The sequence below is a fragment of the Lentzea xerophila genome, from assembly GCF_051094245.1.
GTDB classification, from domain to species: Bacteria; Actinomycetota; Actinomycetes; order Mycobacteriales; family Pseudonocardiaceae; genus Lentzea; species Lentzea xerophila.
The window spans coordinates 7,941,498-7,964,049 of the sequence record NZ_CP194934.1 but is presented as its reverse complement, the minus strand read 5'-3'; the positions used below and the strand labels follow the sequence as shown (position 1 = coordinate 7,964,049).

The following is a 22,552-nucleotide window of genomic DNA, read 5'->3' as shown; positions in this document are numbered from 1 at the left end:
TCGTCCATTTCGGCCGGCAGTTCCTCAGGTTTTGCGAACGAGTCCGGTAAAGCCCGCGACACTCAGCGTGGCGAACGACCAGCCGAGGATCTGCACGGCCCAGCCGGCCCCCGTCGCCCACTGCCCGGCTGCTCCGTTCGCCAGTTCGCACCTCGGTGTCCCGCCGAGCTTGACCAGCGGGATCGCGAGATCGGCCGCAAGACTGATCCTGTTCACCGGTGAACAGGAGTCGGCGGGGCGGTCCTTGGCCGGGGTGAGGCCGCCGAACTGGCCCGCTGTCCACACCAGACCGATCGCGAGCAGGAACGTCACGAGCAGTCCGGCCACCGCCCGGGACGGCTTGTAGCCGTAGCCGAGAGTGACGCCCAGGAACCAGTGCCACAGCTTGTTGCCGGGGTCGCCCCGGCGGCGGAGGTCGCGCTGCTGGGCGATCAGGACCTTGCGGGCGGTGTGCTCGTGGCCGGCGGCCCGGTGGACGGCCGCAAGGTGCTGGTATGGCTGGGCTTCGTAGCCGAACGTGTGGTCGCGCAGCATCCTGAGCCACGCGTCGGTGTCCACTGGCGGGTTCGGATAGGTCAGGCCGTCCACGGTCACGGTGAACACGTCGGCCTGCATGAGCTTCGACTCGTTGAGGTGGAGAACGTTGCGCACCTTGGTGCCGGAGAGCTCGAGCTCGTAGCCGCTGCCGTGGTTGACCAGCTTCTTCGCCTCGAAGACGAGCTCGCCGTTCACCACCGCGTCCTCGATGTCCACCGCGGCCCGCCGGCTGGTCGCCTCGATCTCGGTGGCCTTGATCGTGATGGCCGCGCCGACCTCGGTCCGGTGCAGCACGATGGCCTGGCTCTCGCGGCTGCGCACCGAACCGTCGAGGATGAACCCGGCACCGATGCGCGTGTCGACCACGTGGATCGTCTCGCCGGTCGACCGGGCGTCGAACCCCTCGTTCAGCCGCACCTCCTGCGTGAAGTGCGCGCCGTCGAGGCAGAGGGCCCAGCTCCCGGCACTGCGCAGCACCGCCCCCTTCATGTGCAGGCCGTGCCCGGTGGCGTCGATCAGGTTCACCGCGGGGCCCTCGCCGCTCGCCTTGACGAAGGCCCGGTTCAACGTGAGGTCTCCGCCGATCTTCGCGTTGACGGCGAAGAAGGCCAGGCCGGTCTCGTTGACGATCACGGCGTCGGAGAGGTTCACGTCACCGCCGATTTCACAGCCGTCGAGCCAGACGCGGCTGGCGTACAGCCCGTCGGCCTCCATGCTCCGGCTGACCCGCAGGCCCGTTCCGAACAGCGGCCGGGCGGTGGCGCCGCTGAGCAGCAGCGATCCGTCGACGTGCGCGTTCTGCAGGTCGATGATCCCGGCGCAGCGGGCGTTCTCCATCGTGAGGTAGCGGGTGCGCAGGTTCTCGGCGTTCAGTTCGGGCAGCGTCGACCCGTCGAGCGACAGGGCGGGCAGGTCGGTGTCGTGGAGTGATGCCGGTTCCTCGAAGAGGCAGTTGTCCAGCTGCAACGCCGTGGAAGTGCTGATGAAGTCGAGGTTGAGGGCACCGGTGATGCGCGCGCCGGTCACCTTGAGACCGCGCGGGTCCACCTCGCCCGACCGCAGCAGGTCGCGGATCGCTTCCGCACGCACCACGTTGTTCCCGCGGCGGGAGAGATCGAGCACCTCGCCCGCCTCCGCGGCGCGGGTCATGTCCTGCTCTGTCCCACTAGGACGTGACATTGTGGGCACCATGTCCTACCTCGCGGATAGCGCGCGCTACGACCAGATGACCTACCGGCGGACGGGACGCAGCGGCCTCAAGCTGCCCGCCATCTCGCTCGGCCTGTGGCACAACTTCGGCGGCGACCGGCCCTACGAGCTGGGCCGCGGGATCGCGCGGAGGGCGTTCGACCTCGGTGTCACGCACTTCGACCTCGCCAACAACTACGGTCCGCCGTACGGTTCGGCGGAGATCACGTTCGGGCAGATCCTCTCCGATGATCTCAGGCCGTACCGCGACGAGCTGGTGATTTCGACGAAGGCGGGCTACGACATGTGGCCGGGCCCGTACGGGGAGTGGGGCAGCCGCAAGTACCTGCTCAGCTCGCTCGACCAGTCGCTGACGCGGATGGGCCTCGACTACGTCGACATCTTCTACTCGCACCGGTTCGACCCCGAGACGCCGCTGGAAGAGACGATGGGCGCGCTGGTCAGCGCCGTGCAGCAGGGCAAGGCGCTCTACGTCGGCATCTCGTCGTACTCGCCCGCCAAGACCCGCGAGGCCGCCGAGCTGCTCCGGTCCGCCGGTGTGCCGTTGCTGATCCACCAGCCGTCGTACTCGATGCTCAACCGCTGGATCGAGCCGGAGCTGCTGGACACGCTGGAGGAGGTCGGCGCCGGCTGCATCGCGTTCTCGCCGCTCGCGCAGGGCATGCTGACCGACCGCTACCTCGACGGCATCCCGGAGGGCTCGCGCGCCTCGCAGGGCAAGTCGCTGTCGACGGACCTGCTGAACGAGCAGAACCTCAGCCGGATCCGGTCGCTCGACGGGATCGCCAGGTCGCGCGGCCAGTCGCTGGCCCAGCTCGCGCTGACCTGGACCATCCGCGACCCGCGCGTCACGTCGGCGTTGATCGGCGCGTCGTCGGTCGGGCAGCTGGAGCAGAACCTCGCGGCCCTGCAGGCGCCGCCGCTGACCGACGACGAGCTGGCCGAGATCGACAAGCACGCGGTCGAGTCGGGCATCGACCTCTGGGCCACCAGCTCCCAGGCGGAGTGAGACAGGCTCAGTGCTCGTGCCGGGGGAGGCGGATCGTGAAGACCGTCGCCCCCGGCCGGCTCGCCAGCTCGATCGTGCCGCCGTGCGCCTTCACCAGCGACTGCACCACGGCGAGGCCGAGGCCGCTCCCGCCGCGCTGGCGGGTCCGCGAGTCGTCGACGCGGTAGAACCTGTCGAAGATCCGCGCCTGGTCGGTCTCCGGGATGCCGGGGCCGGTGTCGCTCACCCTGATCACCGCCCAGCCGTTCTCAGCCGTCACCTTCAACGACACCGCGGTGCCGGCGGGCGTGTGCACGGCCGCGTTGGTCAGCAGGTTGTCGAGCACCTGCCGCAACCGCGTCGGGTCGGCCGCCATGGTCACCGTGTCGGCGTCCACGTCCAGCGAGTGCGACGGCCGGGCGGCCCGGAACGCGTCGGCGGCCGCGTCCGCGATCACCGCCAGGTCCAGCTCCTCCGGGCGCAACGGCGGTTCCGACTCCGCGGAATCCAGGCGTGCCAGCAACAACAGGTCGTCCAGCAGCACGCTCATGCGTGCCGCCTCCGACCGCAGCTTCTCCAGGTGTTTCTCGCGTTCGCCCGGTTCGTTGGCCGCCGCGTACTTGAAGAGGTCCGCGTAGCCGCGCAACGACGTGAGGGGTGTGCGCAGCTCGTGCGAGGCGTCGGCGATGAACCGGCGCAGGCGTTGCTCTGCGGCCGTGCGGGCGGCCAGAGAAGAGTCGATGTGCGCGAGCATCTTGTTGAACGCCTCGCGCAGCTCCTCGACCTCGACACCTCCACCGCGCCCGCCCACGCGCACGGTGAGGTCGCCCGAGTCGGTCAGGTCGTGCGAGGAGATGTCGTGCGCGGTGTCGGCCATGTCCGACAACGGCTGCATGCCCTTGCGGATCAACGCCTGGCCGCCCACCACCAGCGCGACGAGCGCGGCCAGGAACGCGATCACGCTGACCGTGACGAGCTGGGAGATCGTGCCGTCCCTGTCCTGCGTCGGGGCCGCGCTGACCAGGATCCACTCGCCCTTGATGATCTGGCAGGCGCGCAGGCGGAACTTGCCCTCGTCGCGCAGGTAGTCGGTCGCGAACCGGTCGGCGGTCAGCGCCTGCCTCGCGAGAGCGTCGAACTCCTCGCGGTCCTCCGGCTGCTGATCCCCCGGCTGGGGTTTCAGCTCGCCGTTCTCGATCTTGTAGAGGACGGCGAACCAGTCGGGCGGGAGCTTCGTGACCTCGCCGTGGTACTCGACCTCCCTGGCCGACCCCTGCTGGCTGAGGACCATCTGGTCGTCGAGGCGGCGGTCCAGGAAGTCCCTCATCGACGTGACCATGACCCAGCCGACGATCACGAACACGATCAGCGCGAGCGCGCCGAGGACGAGGGCGAGACGGGTGCCGAGCCGCCAGTCGCGGACGGGCTTCGGTTGGAGCTTCATGCCGGGCTCACTCCGCTGCTCGGCGGAGCACGTACCCCACACCGCGCACGGTGTGGATCAACGGCTCACGGCCGTCGTCGAGCTTGCGGCGCAGGTGGGAGATGACGAGCTCGACCACGTTGGAACGGCCGCCGAAGTCGTACTCCCACACGTGGTCGAGGATCTGCGCCTTCGTCAGCACGGCCGGCGAGCGGCGCATGAGATACCGGAGCAGCTCGTACTCGGTCGGTGTGAGCGTCACGAGCTTGCCGCCGCGCCGGACCTCGCGTGTGTCCTCGTCCATCAGCAGATCGGACACCTTCAGGACCGAGCGCTTCCATGACGGACCCGTCGAGCGGCGCAGGACGGCGCGCAGCCGCGCCATCAGCTCCTCGACCGAGAAAGGTTTCACGAGGTAGTCGTCGCCACCGCGGGTGAGCCCGGCCACGCGGTCCGCGGTGCCGTCCCGCGCCGTCAGGAAGACCACCGGCACCATCGCGCCGGCCGCCCGAAGCCGGTCGAGAACGGTGAATCCGTCCAGGTCAGGCAGCATGAGGTCGAGCACGACGATGTCCGGCTGGAACTCGGCCGCCTCTCTGAGGGCGTCCTCGCCGTTGAGCGCGGTCGCGGCCTGCCAGCCCTCGTACCGGGCCACCGTCGCGACCAGGTCAGCGATGTGCGGCTCGTCGTCCACGACGAGCAATCGAACCGAGTTGCCCTTGTCCACGTGCTCATGGTGCGTCACCTGATGGCACCGCCGCTCGATCGACAGGAAGTCGACAGCCCGCGCAAAGCGGAGCCACAGCTCGCACACCAAGGATCGAGACCGACCGACCGCGACCGCCCTGACCGAGGAGCCCGCCGTGACGACCACCCTGCAGCATCCCGTGCGACCGGCTCCGGCCGGGCGCGCGACGCCGCACAAGGTGCTGGCCAAAGCCGGCCTCTACGTGTTCCTCCTGGCCAACGCGGCCTTCGTGACCTACCTGTTCAACGCGGCGGGCGTCGGGTCGAACAGGCTGATCAACTTCGGCCGGCTGACGGGCCTGTACGGCGCGCTCGCGATGGCGTTCCAGCTGCTCCTGGTGGCGCGGCTGCCGTGGCTCGACCGCCGTCTCGGCATGGACAAGCTCACCTCGTGGCACCGCTGGGTCGGCTTCACGATCTTCTGGATGCTGGTCGGTCACCTGGTCTTCATCGCGTTCGGCAACGCGGGTGCCGACGGCCCGGTCGCCGAGATCGTCCGGCAGGCGACCGAACTGGAGGGCATCCTGCGCGCGGTCGTCGCGTGGACGATCATCATGGTCGTCGGCGTGGTCTCCGCCCGCTTCGCGCGGCGCCGGATGGCCTACGAGACCTGGCACTTCATCCACCTCTACACCTACGTCGCGATCTTCCTCGCGTTCACGCACCAGGTCGTGGTCGGCAGCACGTTCCGCAACTCCGCGCTCGCCACCGGGTACTGGTGGGGCCTCTGGACGTTCGCGCTCGGGTCCGTCCTGATCGGACGGCTGGTGCTCCCGTTCTGGCGCAACTGGCGCCACCAGTTCCGCGTCGCCGCCGTGGTGCCCGAGTCGCCCGACGTCGTCTCGGTCTACATCGAGGGCAGGGACCTCGACCGGCTCGGCGCCAGGGCCGGCCAGTTCTTCCTCTGGCGGTTCCTGACCAAGGACCGCTGGTGGCAGGCCAACCCGTTCTCGCTGTCCGCGGCGCCGAACGGCAAGTACCTGCGGCTCACCGCGAAGGCCCTGGGCACCGGCAGCGCCGACATCCGCAACATCAGGGTCGGCACCCGTGTGTTCGCCGAGGGCCCCTACGGCGCCTTCACGACCATGCACCAGACCAAGTCCAACGCGCTGCTCGTCGCGGGCGGCGTCGGCGTCACGCCGGTCCGCGCGCTGCTGGAGGAGATCAAGGGCCACGTCGTGGTGCTCTACCGGGTCACCGACCCGCGCGAGGCCGTGCTGCTGCGCGAGCTCGAAGGCCTCGCGCGGGCCAAGGGCGCGGTGCTGCGCCTGGTCACCGGTTCGTCGAAGACGATCACCGCGAACGGCCCGTTGCTCGGCCCGGAGAACATCGCCGCGCTGGTGCCGGACGTGCAGGACCGCGACGTGTTCATCTGCGGCCCGAACGGCATGACCGCCGCCGTGGTGCGCAGCCTCGACGAGCTGGGCGTGCCCGGCAACCAGGTCCACGCCGAGCGCTTCGCGCTGGCCAACTGAGAGGGTCCGACGACGTGAAGAGGGCGATTCCCGTTCTGGCGCTGAGCGTGGCCGGCCTGGTGCCGGTCTGGCTCTACTCACCGGGTGCCGGCCACGGAGGTGAGATCAGCGAGGCCGCCGCGCCGGAAACCCAGGCGCCGCAACAGACCCAGACCGCTCCGCAACAGCAGCCGGCCCAGAGCCGGAGCGTGTCCGGGCCGGCGGTGAACACCTCCGAAGGCACCGTGCAGGTGCAGGTGACGTTCGAGGGCACCAGGATCACCGACGTGAAGGCGTTGCGGGCGCCCAACAGCAACCCGACCAGGATGGCGCTGCCGCTGCTGCGGGAGTCGGCACTGAAGGCGCAGAGCGCGGACATCGACACGGTGTCTGGCGCGACCGCGACCTCCGAGGGCTACCAGCAGTCGCTGCAGGCCGCCATCGACGGGGCGCGGTAGCGGTGGCGGTGCGGCGCGTCGAGCACATCATGGGCCTGCCGATCTCGGTGGACCTGCGTGACGGGGACGCCGCACTGGCCGAGCGCGCGTTCGCGTGGCTGCACGAGGTGGACGCCCGGTTCTCGCCGTTCAAGCCCGGCAGCGAGGTGTCCCGGCTGGACCGGGGTGAGCTCACCTCCGAGCAGCTCACCCCGGACCTGGTTGAGGTTCTCGCGCTGTGCGACTGGTACGAGGAGTCGACGGGCGGCGCGTTCACGGCACGGGTGCCGGGCCGCGGGCTCGACCCGTGCGCGGTGGTGAAGGGCTGGGCCGTGCAACGCGCGGCGGACCTGCTGCGCGAGGGCGGCGCCTCCACGTTCTGCGTCAACGCCGGCGGCGACGTCGTGACGGCCGGCGAGCCCGAGCCCGGAAAGCCTTGGCGCGTGGGCGTTCGGCATCCCGACCTCGCCGACCGGCTCAGCGTCGTGCTCGGCGTGCGCGACGGAGCCGTTGCCACGTCAGCGTTGTACGAACGCGGCCGGCACATCCTCGACGGCCGCACCGGTGAACCAGTCACGGGAATCCTGTCGATCACGGTCTTCTCCGACGACCTCGCGATCGCGGATACCACTGCCACAGCAGCGTTTGCGCTGGGCAGGGACGGAATCGAGTGGGCGGCCACGCAGGAGGAGTGCGAGGTCTTCATCGTCGACGAAGATCGACGCGTGTACTCGAGCCCTGGACTTCCGGTACACATCTGTTAACATGCCCGCCCAACGGAGCTTTGACTCCGGGGCACGTTTCTCGTTGATCAAGAGCTGGATCGGAGCTCGCGCTCGGGGCAAGACCCGGCCTGCTGTCGACCAACTACTCGTGCGAGAAGGCCTGCCGGCGGTGCGAATTCGGGAGCGCACCCCAGGCAGGCCTTTTCTGTGTTTATTGGCCGCTGGCGCGGCGGCGAGTTCGCCTTTGAGTCGGTCGTCCGGCCGCCGCTTCGGCCCGAATCGCCTGCGGCGGTTGACCCGAAGAGGCGACCGGACGACCGACGCGAACTCGCGGGACGCGGCACGGTGCCCCACGACCGACGCGAACTCGCGGGACGCGGCACGGTGCCCCATGGCTCACCCGATCAGGCGTAGCGGTCCTCGTTGAAGTCGACGCCCACGGCGGACATGCCGAGATCGCGGCCCATCGCGTCGAGCACGTCCACCATCTCCAGCCCGCTCAGCCAGTCGCGGGGCAGCGCCTCCGTGCCGTGCAGCGCGCCGAGGACGTTGCCCGTCAACGCCGCCGTGGCGTCGCTGCCGCCGGAGTGGTTGACGGCGGCGCGCATCGCGTCCACGAACTGCACCGGCTTCGGATGCGTCAGCACGGTGTAGACCGCGATCGCCAGCGCCTCCGGACCGGTCCAGCCGCTGCCGAGCCGGTCGACGCGCACGGACGACTCGCCGTCGTGCTCGTCCGCGAGCACCACGGCCCGCGTCAGCACCGTCGCCGTGTAGGTGTCGTCGCGCAGCACCCGGCCGATGACCTGGTCGATGGCCTCGCGCAACGGCCTGCCCTTCACCGCGAGCAGGTGGACCAGCAACGCCAGCGCGCCGCCGGACACCCAGCCGCCCGTGCCGCCGTGCGTCAGCGCGGCGAACCGGCAGCCGAGGTCGTACGCGATCGCGGCGGACGGCGCGAAGCCCGCGGGGGCGGTGCGCGTGACGCCGTTGCAGCCGGACGACTCGTTGTGCGGGTTCTCCGGAGTGGACGGTGTCTCGGCAGCCAGCGCGCGCAGGCACGTCAGGCCCGGCGAGCGGCTCTCGTACAGCCGTTCGTCCGCGAGCAGCCCGACCGCACCCCGCTCGGGGGCCGGCTGCTGCTGCGTCACCAGCCAGCGCCGGTAGCTGTGCCACACCATCTCCGACGGCTCCCACTCGCCGGTGCGCTTCCCGCGCACCCAGGCGCGCAGGTAGCCGTCGGCGGTGAACAGCGTCAGCTGAGTGTCGTCGGTGAACAGCGCGGGCTTCGGTGGGCTGAGGACGCCCTCGGGACCGTGTTCGCGCTGGATGTCGGCCCAGCCGAGGTACTGCACAGGGGCGCCGAGCGCATCACCGAGTGCGCCGCCGAGAAGGCACCCGGCGCCGCGGTCAACCACGGAGTTCCGATCTCGCGGCACGGGTGCACAGTAGCGTCCCGCGAACTTCGGCCGTACTTGTATCTGACACTCCGCCCTGCGCACCTGTTGAAGTGACGAGGTCAGCGCACCTGAGGGAGGGGCATGCGGAGCAAAACCGGACTCGAGTTCGGCGTGCTCGGTCCACTCCAGGTGCTCGCGGACGGACGGCTCGTCCCGCTGGGCCGCCGTGGCATGCGCGGGCTGCTGGCCATGCTGGTCGTCGAGGCGAACCGACCCGTCTCGATCGACCAGATCGTCGACGCGCTGTGGACGGAGTCGCCTCCCGCCACCGCGCGGACCATCGTGCACGGTTACGTCTCGCGGTTGCGCAAGGTGCTGGAGGAGTCCGATCCCGCGGGCTCCGCGACGATCCGCACCACGCCCACCGGGTACCAGCTGACCGTGGACCCGTGGCGTCTCGACCTGCACCGCGCCCGGCAGCTCGTGGCGTCTTCCCGCGGCAAGCCCGCCGCCATCAGGGCGGGCTTGCTGCGCGAGGCGCTGGGTCTGTGGCGCGGGCCGGTGCTCGCCGACGTGCCGGGTGACCCGATGACCTCCGACCTCGAGGAGCTGCGGCTGGCGGCGCTGGAGGAGCGCATCGACGCCGAACTGGAGCTGGGCCGCCACCTGGAGCTGGTCGGCGAGCTGCGCGGGCTGTGCACCGAGTACCCGTTCCGGGAACGCCTGGTCGCCCACAGCATGCGCGCGCTCTACCGGTCCGGGCAGCGCGCCGACGCTCTCGAGGCCTACCAGCGGTTCCAGCGCCGTGCCGTGGAGGAACTGGGCATCGACCCCGGCCCGCAGCTGCGGTCGCTGCACGAGCAGGTGCTGCGCGACGACCCGTCGTTGAGCGTGATCGAGACCGTCGACTCCCGTCCCGTCGCGCCGCGCGCGGGGATCGTCGTTCCCGCGTTGCTGCCGGCCTCGGCGTCGCGGCTGTTCGGCCGGGACGACGACAGGTCGTGGCTGAGCAACGTCGTCGCGACCAGGAACCTGCTAGCGACGACCGCGGCCGTGCTGACCGGCCCGCCCGGCGTCGGCAAGAGCGCGCTCGCGATCACGTGGGGGCACGAGAACGCCGAGATGTTCCCGCACGGCGTGCTGTTCGCGTCGCTCGGCGAGACCGAGCCGGGTGAGGTGCTGACCAGGTTCCTGGTGGCACTGGGCGTGCCGGCGGACGGTGTGCCGGTCGGGGTGCAGGACCGCGTCGGGCTGTACCGCTCGCTGCTCAACCGCCGCCGCGTGCTGGTGGTGCTCGACGACGCGACGAGCTTCGAGCAGGTCCAGCCGCTGCTGCCGCCGGGTTCGGGCTCGGTGGTGCTGGTGACGTCGCGTTCCCAGCTCGAACGGCTCGTCGTCACCAACGGTGCCCGCGTCCGCAAGCTCGGCCCGCTGGACGACGAGGCGGCGCGCGCGTTGGTGGACGACGTGCTGGGCAAGCCGTTGTCCGAGGAGGACCCGGTGGCCGCGCGGAAGCTGGCCGAGCTGTGCGGCGGGTTGCCGCTCGCGTTGCGGGTGGCCGCGGCCAAGCTCGTGATCAGTCCCGAGTGGACGGTCGAGGAGCTGGTGGGGGAGCTGGCCGACGACGGGCACCGGATGCGCGGCCTGGACCTGCCGGAGGCGGGGGTGGGGGTGTCGCGGGCGCTCGACCTGTCGACCCGCGACCTGCCGTCCGAACTGGGCGAGGTCTTCCAGTCCGTCGGCCTCGCGCCGGGCCGGTGGATGTCGCCGCACGCCGTGGCGGCGCTGACCCGCACGCACGTGGAGTCGGCCCGGTCGCGGCTGACGCAGCTCGTCGAGGTGAACCTGCTGGTCGAACCGTGGCCGGACGGCTTCACGATGCACGAGCTGGTGCGCCTGTACGTGCGGGGAGCAGGCCGTGCGGACCTGGACTCGTTGCGGCGCCTGGTGAACTACTACCTCGTCGCCTGCGACCACGTCCGCCGCGCCATCCGGCCGGCGCGGGACGGGCTGGACTTCGCCTTGGGGGACAACGGGTCCACCTCGCTGCCGGCGTTCGGCGACCCGGTCGGCTGGTTCGACCAGGAGTGGCCGAACATCGTCGCCGTCGTGCACGCGGCCGCCGAAAAGGGCATGCACGACCAGGTGTGGCAGCTCGTGAGGCTGTTGCACCACTATGCGACCGTGCGCGCGCTCACCGGGGAGTGGGTCGCGCTGGTCGGGTTCGGCTTGGTCGCGGCCGAGGTGACGGGGAGCCGCCTCGGCCAGGTCCTGATGCTGGACACGACCTACACGACGAACGCCCGGCTGGGACGTCCCGTCCTGCTGCCGGACGCTCGCCGCGCGCACCGGCTCGCGACCGAGCTGGGCGAGCGTCAGTACCTGGTGCTGACGCTCGCCCAGCTCGCCGACGTCCTGTTCCGGCTGGAGGAGCACGACGAGGCGTTGCTGCACTTCTGGGACTCGGTGCAGCTCGCGCAGCAGGCGGGTGACGTCGTCGGGGAAGCCCACGGGCTCAACAACGTCGCGCAGGTGGAGCAGGCGCGCGGCCACGTGCAGGTGGCGCTGCGGCACCAAGCCCACGCCGTCGAGGTGTACCGGCGCTCCGGCGACCAGGTGGCGTTCGTCCGCGGGCTCGCGAACCTCGCCGAGCTGCACCTCGAAGCCGGCGAGCTGGACCAGGCGGAGGCGCTGGCCCGCCAGGTCGTCGAACATGCCGCCGTGGCGGGGGTGACCTACCTCGAGGGTTTCGGCCGCCACGTGCTCGGCGGGGTGTTGCTCCGGCGGGCCGAATGGGTTGCTGCGGCAGCGGAATTGACGGAGGCGCTGCGGTTGTACGCGCAGGTCAACTCCGCACGCGCGGTCGAGGTGAGGGCCGCCCTGGACTCGTTGTCGTCCGAGGTTTAGCGGACGTTTAGTCGTCTGGCCCCAAAACATGGGATGTTGGACGTGCAGGCTGCCGACTTGGGGGATTACCGAGGGGGTACGGCGCCTGCATCCAGAAGGCCCGACCGGCATTCGGGGGAGAGTGCCGGTCGGGCCTTCTCCTGTTCGGCACTAGTTGTAGTTCTCCTCGGTGCACCTTGCGAACGGCATGAGCTCCGGCCGCTTCGGCGCCAGGCCGTCACCCATCGACTCGCCCCGCAGTGTGCGGCCGATCCACGGGACCACGTACTCGCGCGCCCACTTGAGGTCGGCCTTGCGCTGGGTGACCCAGTCCGCCTGTTCGAGCGCGGGCCACGGCTCGTTCCAGGAGTGGTCGTCGATCAGCCCGAGCACCTCGGCGGCCTTGAGCGCGACCCGCTGGTGTCCCTCCGGCGAGAGGTGCAGCCGGTCGTCACTCCATGCGCGACGGTCGTGCAGCACGTGCATGGACCACAGGTCGACCATCCGGCAGTGGTAGCGCTCGGCGATCGACCACAGGTGCGAGTTGTAGATGGCGACCTTGCCCCGGAGGCTCCGCAGCAGCGGGGTGGCCCGCGTGTCGAAGCCCGTGAAGATCACGACATCGGACCCGGCGGCCCTGAGGTCGGCGACCGCCACCTCGTAGACCTCCGCGAGCGCGTCCGGGTCGCTGTTCGGCAGCATGATGTCGTTGCCGCCACCGCAGAACGTCACCAGGTCCGGCTTGAGGGAGATCGCGAGCGGCACCTGCTCGTCGATGATCTCCTGCAGCATCTTGCCCCTGACCGCGAAGTTCGCGTACCGGAACTCCGGTGCGTTCCTGGCGATCATTCCCGCCAGGCGGTCGGCCCAGCCGACGTAGGTGTCTCCCGGGCCCGGATCGTCCATGCCCTCGGTGAAGCTGTCCCCCAGGGACACGAGACTGTTCCATCGCAGCAGCACAACATCCCCCTTTTCGCGCCTTGCCGTCCGCCGGGCCTGCCCTGCCCGGCGGGGTCTTGCGTGGCCTGTGCCTGCGGACTCCCGATCGCAGACAACTGGTTAGCATGCACAACGAAGCCGTGGTTACGCCACCGTCGGTTACGGCATCGTAGGTTTTGTCGCTGTGGGTGACGATTCTTTTACCACTCGATCGAGGGAAGCTTGAGGGTGATCCGGGGGATTCGTCTCATCTGGTCGCTACCTTTTGCCGGATGCGTTCTGGTTTGCCGCTTCCGCTCGTTTCCGCCGGTGTCGCGCTTGTCACAGCCGGGGTGCTGGCTGCGATGGCGCTGAGCTCCGGGTCCAACCCTGGTGGCGTGGCCCCCGGACGGCCCGAGGTGGCGCAGACCGGTGGGGATCAGCCGCCGATGGAGTTCTCGCCGTCCGCTTCGGTGCCGTCCGCGGTGAAGGCGTCGGTGCCTCCGTCCGGACGGCCCGTGGTCACGCCGCCTCCGCATTCGAATCCGGTGGTCACCCCGGTGGTCGTCGAACCCCGGGAGAGTGTCGCGGGGACGACCGTGGTGCCTTCCGTGGTGTTGCCGGCCGTGTTGCCCAGTCCGGCTTCTTCCGTGGCCGGCGCGCGGGTTCCGTAGTCCGGCACGAAAAAACCCGCAGCGACCTCGGCGCGTGAGGTCGCTGCGGGAGTGGGACCTTTCCGGGGGGAGCGCCGCCGCCGATGGCTCCCGCCGGAAAGGGCTGGGGGCCGTCTCAGGGGGCGCCGCCGCCGTGTCACCCCCTGAGACGGGGTCTGTCACCCGCTGGCCGCCACGTCCAGGGTGGCCGCCGGCAGGTGGTCGTGGTAGGCCGAGCGCAGCCTCAGCTCCGCGCCCGGCGAGGCCCCGAGGTGGTCGAGGCCGAGGAGTGCCGCGCCCACCACCGGCGGGACGTCGACCAGGCGGACCTGGGCGAGCGGGGCGGCTTCGAGGATCTGCCGGCGGACCGGGCCGACCAGCACGTCGCCCGTGTTGGTGAGGACTCCGCCGCCCAGCACCACGTCCACGCGCTCGTCCAGCAGGTCGAGCTTGCGCAGGGAGACCGTGGCGAGCAGGACGATCTCCTCGATCAGGCGGTCGACCTGGGCGAGAGCGACGGAGTCTCCTTGTGCGGCCACCTCGAAGACGAGCGGGCACAGGGCGTGCGGGTCGAGCTTGAGCTCCTCGAAGTGGATCTTCTCGACCACCTTGGCGATGGACGTCTCGCCGTAGTGCTCAAGCAGGGCGGGGAGCAGCAGGGTGGGTTCGCCGCGGCCGTCCTCCGCCCGCACGGCGTGCCAGAGGGCGTCGTTGCCGAGTTGCCCGCCGCCACCCCAGTCACCGGAGATCGCACCGAGCGCCGGGAAGCGGTGGGTGCGGCCGTCCGGGGCCACCGCCACGGCGTTGATGCCTGCGCCGCAGACCACGGCCACGCCACCGGCGGCCGCGGTGCCGGCGCGGAGCAGGGCGAACGTGTCGTTGCCGACGAACGTCGTTTTCGACCAGCCGCGCTCGGAGATCGCCCGCGTCAGGTCCTCCTCCTCGCGGGGCAGGTCTGCTCCCGCGAGGTAGGCGGACGTGTGCGCGGCGATCGGCTCGTCGGGGGACAGTCCCGCCTGAGCCGCGGCCTCGCGTGCCAGTCCCTCGAACACGTCGAGCCCGCGCTTCATGCCCACGGTCTGCGGCGGGGCACCGGGACCGCGCACCTGCGCGAGCACCTTGCCGTCCGCGTCGACCAAGAGCACCGCGGTCTTGCTGTTCCCGCCGTCGATGGCGAGCACCCGGTCTGTCATCGTTGTCAGTTTCCCTTCACCCACGGCAGCAGATCGCGGTTCTGGGCGATCAGCTCGTCGGCCAGCTGGTCCGCGATGGCGTGCTGGCCTATCAGCGGGTGGGCGAGCAGCGCGTTCGCCACTCGGTCACGGCCACCGTGCTTCGCGGCTTCCAGCGCCAGGTACTCGTACGCGGTGACGTGCGAGATCAGGCCGGAGATGGACGGTTCCACGGGACGGACCGGCAGTGCCCTGCCGCCGTTCGAGTCCACTGTGGAGGACACTTCGATCACGGCGTCGTCGGGCAGGAAGGGCAGCGAGCCGTCGTTCCGCACGTTCACCACGTGCTTCTCGGCGCCTTCGCCGCCGGTCAGCGCGTGCACGAGCTGCACGGCCGCCTCGGAGTAGTACGCGCCGCCGCGCTGCGACAGCTGCTCCGGCTTCGTCACGACCGACGGGTCGCCGTAGATGTCGAGCAGTTCCTTCTCGACCGCCGCCACGACCTCGGCGCGCGGCGGTTCGGTGAGCTGCTTCTTCACGACGGCGTCGTGGTTGTAGAAGTAGTTCAGGTAGTACGACGGCACCATGTTCAGGCGCCGCATCAGCGCGCCGTCGATGCCGATGTGCTCGGCCAGTCCCTCGACGTGGTCGGCGAGCAGTTCCGGCAGGCGGTCCACGCCGTCGACGTAGACGCCGCGTTCCCACGTGAGGTGGTTCAGGCCGACGTGCTCCAGCTCCACAGTGGACGGATCCACGCCCAGCAGGGCGGACGTCCAGCGCTGGAACGTGATCGCCACGTTGCACAGCCCGATCGCCTTGTGGCCCTCCTGCAGCAACGCGCGCGTCACGATGCCGACCGGGTTCGTGAAGTTCACGATCCACGTGTCGGGGCCGGCGAGGCGGCGCACCTTGTCGGCGATGTCCAGGACCACCGGCACGGTCCGCAGGGCCTTCGCGAGGCCTCCCGCGCCGGTGGTCTCCTGGCCGACGCACCCGCAGCTCAGCGGGAACGTCTCGTCCGAGGCACGCGCCTGCTGCCCGCCGACGCGCAGCTGCAGCAGCACCGCGGACGCGCCCTCAATGCCCTCTTCGAGCGACGTGGTGGTGCGCACCTTCGCCGGGTGACCCGCGTGGTCCAGCAGCCGCTGGCTGAACGGGCCGATGAGCGAGAGGCGGTGCTGGTCCGGGTCGACGAGGACGATCTCGTCCACCGCCAGGCTGGTGCGACGACCGGCGATGCCGTCGATCAGCTCCGGTGTGTAGGTGGACCCGCCACCGACGACGGTGAGTTTCATCCCTTTACTCCCGTGAACGTGATTCCCTTGACGAACGACTTCTGGGCGAAGACGAAGAGGACGACGGCCGGGATCATCGTCAGGAACGTCACCGCCATCGACGAGTTCCACTGGACGATGTGCATGCCCTTGAACGTCGCCAGTGCCAGCGACAACGTCCACTGGTCCTTGACCTCGCCGGTGTAGAGCAACGGGCCGAAGTAGTCGTTCCAGGTGAAGAGGAAGCAGAACAGCGCGGTGGCCGCGATGCCGGGCTTCGCCATCGGCACGATGATCCGCACCAGTGCCTGGAACTCCGAACAGCCGTCCACCCTCGCCGCGTCCACATAGGACTGCGGGATGGTGAGCATGAACTGGCGCAGCAGGAAGATGCTGAACGCGTCGAACAGGAAGTACGGAACGATCAACGGCCACAGCGTGCCCGTCAGGCCCAGCGACGACCACGTGTCGTACAGCGGCACGGCCACGACCTGCGGCGGCAGCATCATCGCGCCGATGACGAGGATGAACGCCACGTTCCGGCCGCGCCACTGGAGCTTCGCGAGCGCGTAGGCCGCCGGGATCGACGAGATCAGCATGCCCGCGGTCGCGAGCAGCGAGTAGGTGAGGCTGTTGATCAGGTACTGGAACAGCGGCGCCTTGTCGAAGACCTCGACGAAGTTCTCCCAGTGCCACTCCGTCGGCCACAGGTTCGACGTGAACGCCTGGTTGTCCGACATCACCGCGGTGAGGAAGACGAACACGACGGGCGTGGCGAACATCAGGCCGAGCGCGAGGCCGATCGCGTGCGTCGCGACCCAGTTCAGGAAGCCGCCGACGTTCCGCTTGCGGCGTGGCCGCTCCGGTTCCGCGGTGACGTCGACCGGTGGTTTGGTCAGCGTGGCGGTCATGCTCCCGGACCCCCTTCCTCGGCGCTGGAGTTCTTGCGCATCCGCTGGACCAGCACGATGGTCACGGCGAACGAGATGATGAACAGGACGGTGGCCATGGCGGCCGCGTAGCCCATGTCGAAGTAACGGAAGCCTTGCGTGTACAGGTAAACCGGGAACGTCAGCGTCGAGTTGTCCGGGAAACCGAGATATTTGGTCGATCCCGTCGCGTCCGCCGCCCCCGAGCCGGCCGACCCCGCGACGACCGCCTGTGTGAACAGCTGCAACGCGAGGATCACCGAGTTCACGACGCCGAAGAGCAGCACCGGGGAGATCGTCGGCAGCGTGACGTGCCACCAGCGCCGGATCGGGCCGGCGCCGTCGAGTTCGGCCGCCTCGTACTGCTCCTGCGGCACGTCGAGGATCGCGGCCAGGATGATGATCATCAGGTCGCCGGAGATCCACAGCATGATCGCGGTGATGCCGGGCTTGGCCCACGCCGGGTCGGAGAACCACAGCGGTGAGTCGACGCCGAACCAGCCGAGGACGCTGTCGACCGGGCCGCCGTTGGGGCGCAACACCATGAAGAACACGAGTGTCGCGGCCACCGGCGGTGCCAGTGAGGGCAGGTAGCAGAGCGTGCGGATCAACCCGACGCCCGACTTCAGACGAGCGATGACCGACGCCACGCCCAGCGCGAACACGGTCCGCGCGATCGTGAGCACCACGACGAACCACAGCGTGTTCGTGATCGCCTTGATGAGCAAGGGATCCTTGAACATGAACGTGTAGTTGTCGAGGCCGTTGAACTCCGGCGGGTTGATCAGGTCGTACTTCGTGAAGCTGAAGACGATCGTGGCGACCAACGGGTAACCGAAGAACAGGACGAAGCCGATGATGGCCGGGGCCATGAACCCGAGCACGGCGAGACGGTGGCGGGCACGTGCCCGCCCCCTGCCGGGGGCGGGACGGGCGCCGAGCGTGGCGGTCATCGTGCGAATCCCTACTTGCCGCTCTTGGCGATCTGGTCGTCGATGTTCTGGTCGACCTCCTTGAGGCCTGCCGCCAGGTCCGGGACCTTGCCGGACTGGTAGGAGACCGAGAAGTCGGTGACCGCCTTGATGTGCGCGTCACCGATCGGGGTGACCGGGTTGCCCTTGAGCTTGTCGCTCTTGGCCAGGTCGATGAACGTCTTGAACTGCTCGTCCACCTCGAGCCGCGGGCTCTCCATGGCGGCCTTGGTGCTCGGGACGTTCTTGATGGCGTTGGACAGGTCGACGATCGTGTCGGTGTCGAACGTCAGGTGCTTGATCAGCTCCCACGCGGCGCCGGGGTTCTTGGCGCCCTTGGGGATGCCCATGATCGTGCCCGTGGTGAACGCCGTGCCGTACTGCTCGGGCTTCAGCGTCGGGAACGGGGCGGTGCCGAACTTGATCTGCGGCGCCTGCGCCTTGAGGAAGGCGGTGCGGTACTCGCCGTCCATCATGATCGCGATCTTGCCCTGGTGGAACGCGTGGTCGGCCGAGTACTCCTGGCCGAGACCGGCGCGGAAGCGCTCGAGCGCGTCGTAGCCGTAGAAGTCCACGAGCTTCTTCTGGAACTTCATCATCTCGGTCCAGCCGGCCGAGGAGGCGAGCGCCGACTTGCCGTCGGCGGTCTCCCACGCGGCGTCGAACGACGGCGCCAGGATGGTCGGGCGGTTGGCGTAGAAGCCCATCGTGGGCAGGTAACCCGCCACCTCGATGTCGCCGTTCGCCGCCTTCTTGGTGGCCTTCACGGCCGCGTCGTACAGCTCGTCCAGCGTCTTCGGCGGGGTCGCGATGCCGGCCGCCGACATCATGTCCTTGTTGTAGTACATGGCGTAGACGTCGGTGAGCATGGGCATCGCGCAGCGGTTGCCCTTGTACTCGGTGTACTCCTGAACGGCGGGGGAGAGCTGGTTCAGGTCGACCTTGTCGCGCTCGATGTAGGACTTCAGCGGCTGGAACGCGCCGGAGGAGCAGAACTGGCCGATGTTGTCCGTGGTGAACGACAGCGCGACGTCCGGCGTGTTGCCCGACCGGATGCCCGCGGTGATCTTGTCGTCGTCCTGCGAGCCCTCGTGCTTGATCTCGATGTTCGGGAACTTCTTGTTGAACGTCTTGAGGGCCTTGGTGACCTCTTCGTACTCACGGTCGGAGTAGTTGCTCCAGACCGTGAGGGTGAGCTTGTCGTCCTTGCCAGGAGCAGCGGCGGCGTCGGAACTCGCGCCACCACCCTTGCCCGCCGCACATGCGGTGAGGGTCAGCGCTGCGGCGACACAGAGCAAGGCAGCACGGGTGTGCTTGCGCATGTGCACTCCTTCTCGATCAACGTGGGGACCCGGCGACCGCTGAGGCCGAGGACACAGGGCCGCGGAATGGAGCCGTGGTGGCTGCCGGCAGGCCGAAAACCTGCTCGCGTGCGACGGCCAGAGCCGAGTGCAGTGCGCCGCTGCGCACCGGTTTCCCGGTCACCAGCGCCAGCTGGACAGGTGTCCTCGGCACCACCAGTTGCCGCAGTTCCGCGGCAACGAGATCGTTCAGCGTGGTTCCGCCTGCCTGGGCGATGTCGCCGGACAGGAGGATGAGTTCCGGGTCGAGCACCGCGACGACGCTGGCCACACCGGTGGCGATGCGCCTCGCGAGATCGGCCATGAACTCGCGGCCCGCCGGCCCCGCGGCCAGCGCCTTGCGCACGGCCCCGTGGCCGTTGCGCGCGGCGAGCCCGTGGGCCCTGGCGAGCTTGCAGATCGACGTGTTGCTGAGCAGCTCACCGAACGTGCCGCCGGAGCGGTCCGTGCCGGTGTCGGCCGTCGCGCGGTCGGGGATCATCAGCCCGTCGATCTCGCCCGCGCCACCGGAAGCGCCGCGCAGCAGCACCCCGTTGACGACGACGGCGGCACCGACGAGGTCCGCGGGCCAGATGACGACGAAGTCGCTCACCCGCGTGGCCCGTCCGGCGACCATCTCCTCCAGCGCGACGAGGTTGACGTCGTTCTCGACGCTCACCGAGGTCGCGAGCCGCTCCCGCAACCGCCCTGGCACGTCGAAACCGCTCCAGCCGGGCAGATGAGGTGCGTAGGCGAGCTCGCCGTTCGCGGGGTTCACCGCGCCCGGACAGCCCACCACGACGTGCAGCAACTCTTCGGCGCTCAGACCTGCCTGAGCGCAGGCCTTGCCGATCGCGCTCACGAACGCCTCCAGCACGCCGTGCTTCGCGGGCATCGGCGCCTTGTGCTCGGTGAGCACGGCACCGGAGATGTCCGCGATCGCGATGTCGACCGTCTCGGGGGTGAGATCGACGGCGGCGATGTGCGCAAGCGCCCCGTTGACCGACCACAGCTGGGCACGCGGCCCGCGTCCACCGCCGCGCAGCCCGTCGCGGACCACGGTGTCGGCGGTTTCCAGCCGGGTGAGCAGCTGTGCGGTCGCCGGCTTGGAGAGGCCGATCAGGCCCTCCAACTCCGACCTGGTCAGCGGCCCGTTGCGCAGCAGAGCCTCGATGGCTGCGCGGTCGTTGATCTCCCGCAGCAGTCGTGGGCTTCCGGCACGCATTAGGTCCGCTCCTGTCTGTTAACTTTCCAGACGATTTCGTGGAGACGGTAGTGACCTGGTTCACCGCGGTCAATCCCCGATACAGGTCCGTTACCTGACTTAGGTTCACCTAAGGCACCCTGGAACCATGACGGACGTGCGCCAGGAGTCGCTCGCATCACTGCTCGGAGGCCGGGGCGGCGCCCTCGACGCCTCCCTGCCGCCACTGGCGTTCGTCGCGGGCTGGCTGCTGTCCGGTCACTCGATCGGCGCGGGCGCCGTCGCCGCCGTCCTGTGTGGAGTGGTGATCGGCGTCGTGCGTTTCGTGCGCGGCCAGAAACCCCGCGCCGTCGTGTTCTCGGTCCTGGCGGTGGTGGCGGCAGCCCTGATCGCCCTCTACACCGGCCGCGCCGAGGACTTCTTCCTGATCCAGCTGCTGTCCAACGTCGCCTCGGCGCTGGCCTGGGCAGGCTCGATCGCGGTGCGCTGGCCGTTGCTCGGCGTGGTCGTCGGCACCCTGCTGGGCCAGAAGACCCGCTGGCGCCGCGATCCCGCCCTCCTGCGCGCCTACTCCATCGCCTCGTGGCCGTGGGTCGCGCAGTACGTGCTGCGCGTCGCCGTCTTCACGCCGCTGTGGCTCGACGCCCAGGTGTACTGGCTGGCCACGCTGCGGCTCGCGCTGTCGTGGCCGGTGCAGATCGTCTGCATCCTGGTGTCGGGGTGGATGCTGCGGCGCGCGCTGCCTGCCGGGCATCCCGGATTCCGGCACCCGCAGGTGCCGGAGTCCGCCTCCTAAGTGCTCAGACGACGCCCAGTGCGAGCATCGCGTCCGCGACCTTGGTGAAGCCCGCGATGTTGGCGCCGACGACGTAGTTGCCGGGAGCGCCGTACTCCTCGGCGGTCTCCAGGCACCGGTCGTGGATGCCGCGCATGGTGCTGCCGAGCCGGTCGAGGGTGTAGTCGAACGACCAAGAGTCGCGCGACGCGTTCTGCTGCATCTCCAACGCGCTGGTCGCCACTCCGCCCGCGTTGGCGGCCTTGCCGGGGGCGAAGACGACGCCTCCCTCTCCCAGCACCCGCACCGCTTCCGGCGTGCACGGCATGTTCGCGCCCTCCGCCACCACCGAGCAGCCGCCGGCGACGAGCATCGCCGCGTCGGTGCCGTTCAGCTCGTTCTGGGTCGCGCAGGGCAGCGCGACGTCGCACGGCACCTCCCAGATCGACCGGCCCTCCACGAAGGTCGCGGACCTGGCGTCGGCGTACTCGCTCAGCCGCGCGCGGCGAATCTCCTTGACGTGCTTGAGTTCCTCGAGGTCGACGCCCTTCTCCTCGAACACGTAGCCGCTCGAGTCCGAACAGGCCACGACGATCCCGCCGAGCTGCTGGACACGGTCGATCGCGTACAGGGCGACGTTGCCGGAACCGGAGACGACGACCCGCTTGCCCTCGAAGGAGTCGTGCCGGTGGCGCAGGATCTCCTCGACGAAGAAGACCGTGCCGTAGCCGGTGGCCTCCTTGCGCACCAGCGAACCGCCCCAGGCGAGCCCCTTCCCGGTGAGCACACCCGACTCGTACCGGTTGGTGATCCGCTTGTACTGCCCGAACAGGTAACCGATCTCCCGCTGCCCGACCCCGATGTCCCCCGCGGGAACGTCGGTGTACTCGCCGATGTGCCGGTACAGCTCGGTCATGTAGGCCTGGCAGAACCTCATGACCTCACCGTCGGAACGGCCCTTCGGGTCGAAGTCGGAACCACCCTTGCCACCGCCGATCGGCATACCGGTGAGCGCGTTCTTGAAGATCTGCTCGAAGCCGAGGAACTTGACGATCCCGAGGTAGACGGTCGGGTGGAAGCGCAGGCCACCCTTGTACGGGCCGAGCGCCGAGTTGAACTCGACCCGGAAACCCCTGTTGATCTGGACGGTCCCCCTGTCGTCCACCCACGGCACCCGGAAGATGATCTGCCGCTCCGGCTCGCACAGCCGGTTGATCACGGCGGCGTCGATGTACTCCGGATGCTTGGCGACCACCGGGCCGAGGCAGTCCAGCACCTCGTACACCGCCTGGTGGAACTCGCTCTCGCCGGGATTGCGGCGCAGCACCTCGGCGTAAATGTCGGCCAGTTTCTCGTCCAGCACAGGCATCTGCCGTCCTCCTAGGTGGGAATCGGGAGAACGCGAGCCGTCCGGCCTTGTGCGGAGACGCCCTGTCGCCGCCTCGTCGCGACGTCACACCCGCGTTACGCGGAGTTTAAGGTCGTGTTGCGTCGAACCAGCAGCCGAGAA

General features: G+C 69.5%; 19 protein-coding genes. 6 read left to right on the top strand and 13 right to left on the bottom strand.

All coding sequences use genetic code 11. The annotated features are described in order from the left end of the window. Positions 1-24: 24 nt before the first annotated feature. Complete coding sequence (locus ACRSBM_RS38125; protein ID WP_434451558.1) at positions 25-1,686, bottom strand: hypothetical protein; 1,662 nt, start codon at positions 1,684-1,686, stop codon at positions 25-27. Between the two features lie 40 nt (positions 1,687-1,726). On the opposite strand from ACRSBM_RS38125, the gene mgrA reads away from it, so the two are divergent. Continuing rightward, positions 1,727-2,755, top strand: a complete 1,029-nt coding sequence (gene mgrA / locus ACRSBM_RS38120) for an L-glyceraldehyde 3-phosphate reductase (protein ID WP_434451557.1) — start codon at positions 1,727-1,729, stop codon at positions 2,753-2,755. Positions 2,756-2,762: 7 nt separating this feature from the next. Here mgrA and ACRSBM_RS38115 read toward each other — a convergent pair whose 3' ends face one another. Beyond that, entirely contained in the window at positions 2,763-4,178 is a 1,416-nt protein-coding gene (locus tag ACRSBM_RS38115) for a sensor histidine kinase (RefSeq protein ID WP_434451555.1), read from the bottom strand. Between the two features lie 7 nt (positions 4,179-4,185). Further along, positions 4,186-4,902 carry a response regulator transcription factor gene (locus ACRSBM_RS38110; protein WP_434451553.1) on the bottom strand — a complete coding sequence of 239 codons (717 nt, stop codon included), beginning with the start codon at positions 4,900-4,902 and terminating at the stop codon, positions 4,186-4,188. 118 nt (positions 4,903-5,020) lie between these two features. Between ACRSBM_RS38110 and ACRSBM_RS38105 the strand changes: the two genes are divergently transcribed. Genes ACRSBM_RS38105 through ACRSBM_RS38095 form a run of 3 tightly spaced genes read left to right on the top strand, consistent with a single transcriptional unit; the run spans position 5,021 to position 7,559 of the window. Next, positions 5,021-6,379 (top strand): ferredoxin reductase family protein, encoded by a 1,359-nt coding sequence (locus ACRSBM_RS38105; protein WP_434451551.1) that lies wholly within the window; start codon positions 5,021-5,023, stop codon positions 6,377-6,379. Between the two features lie 14 nt (positions 6,380-6,393). After that, positions 6,394-6,816 (top strand): FMN-binding protein, encoded by a 423-nt coding sequence (locus tag ACRSBM_RS38100; protein ID WP_434451549.1) that lies wholly within the window; start codon positions 6,394-6,396, stop codon positions 6,814-6,816. A 2-nt stretch (positions 6,817-6,818) separates the two neighbouring features. Continuing rightward, positions 6,819-7,559 (top strand): FAD:protein FMN transferase, encoded by a 741-nt coding sequence (locus ACRSBM_RS38095; protein ID WP_434451547.1) that lies wholly within the window; start codon positions 6,819-6,821, stop codon positions 7,557-7,559. Positions 7,560-7,924: 365 nt separating this feature from the next. Here the strand turns inward: ACRSBM_RS38095 and ACRSBM_RS38090 are convergent, their stop codons facing one another. Continuing rightward, a complete protein-coding gene (locus tag ACRSBM_RS38090) occupies positions 7,925-8,959 on the bottom strand; it encodes an ADP-ribosylglycohydrolase family protein (protein ID WP_434451545.1) in 1,035 nt (344 codons plus the stop codon). A 102-nt stretch (positions 8,960-9,061) separates the two neighbouring features. Here ACRSBM_RS38090 and ACRSBM_RS38085 point away from each other — a divergent pair, with 102 nt between their 5' ends. Then, a complete protein-coding gene (locus ACRSBM_RS38085; RefSeq protein WP_434451543.1) occupies positions 9,062-11,827 on the top strand; it encodes a BTAD domain-containing putative transcriptional regulator in 2,766 nt (921 codons plus the stop codon). 150 nt (positions 11,828-11,977) lie between these two features. Here ACRSBM_RS38085 and ACRSBM_RS38080 read toward each other — a convergent pair whose 3' ends face one another. From ACRSBM_RS38080 to ACRSBM_RS38045, 8 genes are all read right to left on the bottom strand, one after another. Next, entirely contained in the window at positions 11,978-12,742 is a 765-nt protein-coding gene (locus ACRSBM_RS38080) for an SGNH/GDSL hydrolase family protein (RefSeq protein ID WP_434451542.1), read from the bottom strand. A gap of 421 nt (positions 12,743-13,163) precedes the next feature. Beyond that, positions 13,164-13,406: a hypothetical protein gene (locus ACRSBM_RS38075; RefSeq protein WP_434451540.1), complete on the bottom strand. Its 243-nt coding sequence runs from the start codon at positions 13,404-13,406 to the stop codon at positions 13,164-13,166. A 150-nt stretch (positions 13,407-13,556) separates the two neighbouring features. After that, the gene (locus ACRSBM_RS38070) at positions 13,557-14,570 is read right to left on the bottom strand and encodes an N-acetylglucosamine kinase (protein ID WP_434451538.1); all 1,014 of its coding nucleotides are present in this window, start codon (positions 14,568-14,570) and stop codon (positions 13,557-13,559) included. Between the two features lie 5 nt (positions 14,571-14,575). Further along, entirely contained in the window at positions 14,576-15,844 is a 1,269-nt protein-coding gene (locus tag ACRSBM_RS38065) for a 6-phospho-beta-glucosidase (RefSeq protein ID WP_434451536.1), read from the bottom strand. Further along, on the bottom strand, positions 15,841-16,734 hold the full coding sequence (locus tag ACRSBM_RS38060) for a carbohydrate ABC transporter permease (RefSeq protein WP_434451534.1): 894 nt from the start codon (positions 16,732-16,734) through the stop codon (positions 15,841-15,843). The genes ACRSBM_RS38065 and ACRSBM_RS38060 overlap by 4 nt, the downstream gene beginning before the upstream one ends. Continuing rightward, positions 16,731-17,705 carry a carbohydrate ABC transporter permease gene (locus ACRSBM_RS38055; RefSeq protein ID WP_434451533.1) on the bottom strand — a complete coding sequence of 325 codons (975 nt, stop codon included), beginning with the start codon at positions 17,703-17,705 and terminating at the stop codon, positions 16,731-16,733. The genes ACRSBM_RS38060 and ACRSBM_RS38055 overlap by 4 nt, the downstream gene beginning before the upstream one ends. An 11-nt stretch (positions 17,706-17,716) precedes the next feature. Next, positions 17,717-19,045 (bottom strand): extracellular solute-binding protein, encoded by a 1,329-nt coding sequence (locus tag ACRSBM_RS38050; RefSeq protein WP_434451531.1) that lies wholly within the window; start codon positions 19,043-19,045, stop codon positions 17,717-17,719. A gap of 16 nt (positions 19,046-19,061) precedes the next feature. After that, positions 19,062-20,288 carry an ROK family protein gene (locus ACRSBM_RS38045; protein WP_434451529.1) on the bottom strand — a complete coding sequence of 409 codons (1,227 nt, stop codon included), beginning with the start codon at positions 20,286-20,288 and terminating at the stop codon, positions 19,062-19,064. Positions 20,289-20,415: 127 nt separating this feature from the next. Here ACRSBM_RS38045 and ACRSBM_RS38040 point away from each other — a divergent pair, with 127 nt between their 5' ends. After that, entirely contained in the window at positions 20,416-21,063 is a 648-nt protein-coding gene (locus ACRSBM_RS38040) for a DUF3159 domain-containing protein (RefSeq protein WP_434451527.1), read from the top strand. 4 nt (positions 21,064-21,067) lie between these two features. Here ACRSBM_RS38040 and gdhA read toward each other — a convergent pair whose 3' ends face one another. Next, entirely contained in the window at positions 21,068-22,411 is a 1,344-nt protein-coding gene (gene gdhA / locus ACRSBM_RS38035; protein WP_434451526.1) for an NADP-specific glutamate dehydrogenase, read from the bottom strand. Positions 22,412-22,552 lie beyond the last annotated feature (141 nt).